At 66.2% G+C, this 2,852-nt stretch carries 5 protein-coding genes; 1 reads left to right on the top strand and 4 read right to left on the bottom strand.

Annotated elements, in window-relative coordinates; translation table 11 throughout:
- From VF649_RS07805 to VF649_RS07790, 4 genes are all read right to left on the bottom strand, one after another.
- Nucleotides 1–779: cytochrome c oxidase subunit 3 (locus VF649_RS07805; protein ID WP_331011398.1), on the bottom strand; the 779-nt coding region annotated here is incomplete at its 3' end.
- 31 nt (nt 780–810) lie between these two features.
- Complete coding sequence (locus VF649_RS07800) at nt 811–1,353, bottom strand: cytochrome c oxidase assembly protein (RefSeq protein WP_414713647.1); 543 nt, start codon at nt 1,351–1,353, stop codon at nt 811–813.
- Nucleotides 1,354–1,375: 22 nt separating this feature from the next.
- Complete coding sequence (locus VF649_RS07795; RefSeq protein ID WP_331011396.1) at nt 1,376–1,507, bottom strand: hypothetical protein; 132 nt, start codon at nt 1,505–1,507, stop codon at nt 1,376–1,378.
- Nucleotides 1,504–2,424 carry a heme o synthase gene (locus tag VF649_RS07790; protein WP_331011395.1) on the bottom strand — a complete coding sequence of 307 codons (921 nt, stop codon included), beginning with the start codon at nt 2,422–2,424 and terminating at the stop codon, nt 1,504–1,506. The genes VF649_RS07795 and VF649_RS07790 overlap by 4 nt, the downstream gene beginning before the upstream one ends.
- A 100-nt stretch (nt 2,425–2,524) precedes the next feature.
- Between VF649_RS07790 and VF649_RS07785 the strand changes: the two genes are divergently transcribed.
- On the top strand, nt 2,525–2,852 hold a 328-nt coding region (locus VF649_RS07785), incomplete at its 3' end, for a Plug domain-containing protein (protein ID WP_331011394.1).

Below are 2,852 nucleotides of genomic sequence, written 5' to 3'. Positions count from 1 at the left end.
AGCCATACCGCGAGAAAGATGGTGCCGATCAGGACGTGGAACCCGTGGAACCCGGTGGCCATGAAGAAGGCCGCGCCGAAGTTGATGCCCTTGAACGGGAACGGCGCGTGGGCGTATTCATACGCCTGGATCGCGCTGAACAACGCGCCCAGCAGCACCGTCAGCCACAGGCCCTTCAACACGCCGTCGCGGTTGCCGACGCCGATCAGGCCCCAGGCGCCGGTCTTCTCGCCGCCGCGCTCGCCGTGGATCAGGGCGTGGTGCGCCCATGTCACCGTCGTGCCGCTGGCCAAGAGGATCAGCGTGTTGAGCAGCGGCAATTCGAACGCGTTGATGACGGTCAGGCCCTTGGGCGGCCAGCTTGCGGCAATGGCTGCGGCGCCTTCCGCGGCGCGTTCGACTTGTCCGTCGACGATCTGCATCGCAGTGGGGAACAGCGAGAAATCGAAGAAAGCCCAGAACCAGCCGACGAAGAACATCACTTCCGACGCGATGAACAGGATCATGCCATAGCGGAAATGCAGCTGCACCACCGGCGTGTGATCGCCGTGATGGGCTTCGCGAACCACGTCCGCCCACCAGGAATACATGGTGAACAGCACGCCGGCCAGACCGGCGAGAAATATCCAGCCGCCGCCATTGGCCTTGTCGGCAGCCATGTGGCCGCCGTGCATCCACATGATCGCGCCCGCCGCCATCACCAGCGACGACATCGAGCCGAACAACGGCCAGATGCTGGGGGGCAGAATATGATAATCGTGGTTCTTGGCGCCGGCCATCGTCGCTTCCCTGTCGCTTTATCGCCTAGCTCTAGCTTGCCGCCTTGCCGGAATCCACCGGGTAAAACGTATAGCTGAGCGTGATCGTCTGGATATCGGCGGCATCCGGGTCTTTCAGCATCTTCGGATCGACGAAGAAGATCACCGGCATCCGCGCCGTCTCACCCGGTTTCAGCGTCTGCTGCGTGAAGCAGAAGCATTGGATTTTCGTGAAATATTTCCCCGCCTGCGCCGGCGTGACGTTGAACGTGGCGGTGCCGGTGATCGGCTTGGCGGAGCGATTGGTGGCGGTGAAGAACACCATGTCGCGCGCGCCGACGGCGACCAGTTCGTGCGGATTTTCCGGACGGAACGTCCACGGCAGCTTCGGGCTGACGTTCGCATCGAAATTGACGCGCACCTGTCCGTCGACCCCGCCGGGCGCTCGCAACCCGCGCTGGGTCGTGCCGTTCAGTCCGGTCGCCTGGCAGAACATACGGTACAAGGGCACGCTGGCCCAGGCGATGCCGGTCATCAGGCAGATGAACAGCACCGCCAGCGTCGCCGTGCGCCCCTGCCGCGTCATGCGGGCCATCCCTGCCGCGTCATGCGGGCCATCAATGCACCATCCCGGCGCGGATCTTGGCGATGCTGATCCCGAAGATCAGCAGCACGAAGCCGCCGAGCAGCACGGCCATGACCACCGCGCGCGCTTTCTGGCGGCGGCGGATTTCGTCGTCCGGGATCATGCAAGCCACCGATCCGCGACCAGCGCGCCGAAGAGGATGAAGAGATAGAGGATGGAATAGCGGAACAGGCGCTTTTCCGCCAGCATCGCATCCGCGGCGCCATCATGCACCGGCGCGGTATGGCGCATCGCCACCACCGCCGCCAGCCATCCGAACAGCGCGGTCGTCGCGACCGCAACGATGCCGTAGATCGCCCCGGTCAGGCCGAGCGGCCACGGTGCGATCGCCACGGCGGCCATCGGGATGGTGTACAGCCCGATCTGCCGCCGCGTCACGCGCTCTCCGGCGACCACCGGCAGCATCGGCACGCCCGCATTGGCGTAATCCGTCTCCACGAACAGCGCGAGCGCCCAGAAATGCGGCGGCGTCCACAAGAACACCAGCGCGAACAGCATCAGCGGCAGCAGCGCAACGTCGCCGGTCGCCGCCGCCCAGCCGATCAGCGGCGGGAAAGCGCCTGCGGCACCCCCGATGACGATGTTCTGCGGCGTCCGGCGCTTCAGCCAGACGGTGTAGATCAGGACGTAGAACAGGATCGACACCAGCAGGATCGCGGCGGCGGCGACATTCACCGCCAGGCCCATCAGGATGACCGAAAAGGCGGACAGCCCGACCCCGAAATGCAGTGCCGACTGGCGATCCATCCGCCCGCCGGGCAATGGCCGGTTGGCGGTGCGCCGCATCACTGCGTCGATATCCGCTTCATACCATTGGTTCAGCGCACCCGCCGCCCCGGCGCCCAGCGCGATGCACAGGATCGCGGTGAAGCCCAGCACCGGCGCGATCGACGTCGGCGCCGCCAGCATCCCGCACAGGCCGGTGAACACGACCAGGCTCATCACCCGCGGCTTGGTCAGCGCCAGGAAATCGCGCCATTCGGCCGGCGGCAGGAGGGGAGTGGCGGGGGTCAGCGACATGGCTGCCGCGCTATACGCCCGCGAGTGCCATTGCGCAAAGCCACTTCCACAACGATCTCGATCGGTTATGTAGCACGGCTACATAACGCGAGGAGCGACAATGACGATCATCGCTCTGCTGTTGGCAACCGCCGCGCCTGCGGCTCCTCCGGCCCCGCCGGCCGACGATGCGGACGGGGGCGTCGTGATCGTCACCGCGCGGCGCCGGGCGGAGAATGCGCAGCAGGTGCCGCAGTCGCTGTCGGTGGTCGACGGCGACCGGATCGAGAGCGCGCACGTCGTCAACATCCAGCAGCTGTCGCAATTGGTGCCCGCGCTGAACTACAGCTCCGCCAATCCGCGCAACACCGCGTTCACCATCCGCGGGCTGGGCAGCAGCGTGGTCGCGGTCAGCCAGGCGAACGACGGGCTGGAGCCGGGCGTCGGCT

The sequence above is a fragment of the Sphingomonas sp. genome (genome assembly GCF_036387535.1).
GTDB lineage: Bacteria > Pseudomonadota > Alphaproteobacteria > Sphingomonadales > Sphingomonadaceae > Sphingomonas_R.
The sequence above is the reverse complement of the archived record's forward strand: the minus strand, read 5'-3'. Positions and strand labels throughout refer to the sequence as shown.

Coding starts and splice junctions, on each gene's coding strand:
- VF649_RS07800 (WP_414713647.1), bottom strand. CDS start 1,353: ATGGCCCGCATGACGCGGCAGGGGCGCACGGCGACGCTGGCGGTGCTG.
- VF649_RS07795 (WP_331011396.1), bottom strand. CDS start 1,507: ATGATCCCGGACGACGAAATCCGCCGCCGCCAGAAAGCGCGCGCGGTG.
- VF649_RS07790 (WP_331011395.1), bottom strand. CDS start 2,424: ATGTCGCTGACCCCCGCCACTCCCCTCCTGCCGCCGGCCGAATGGCGC.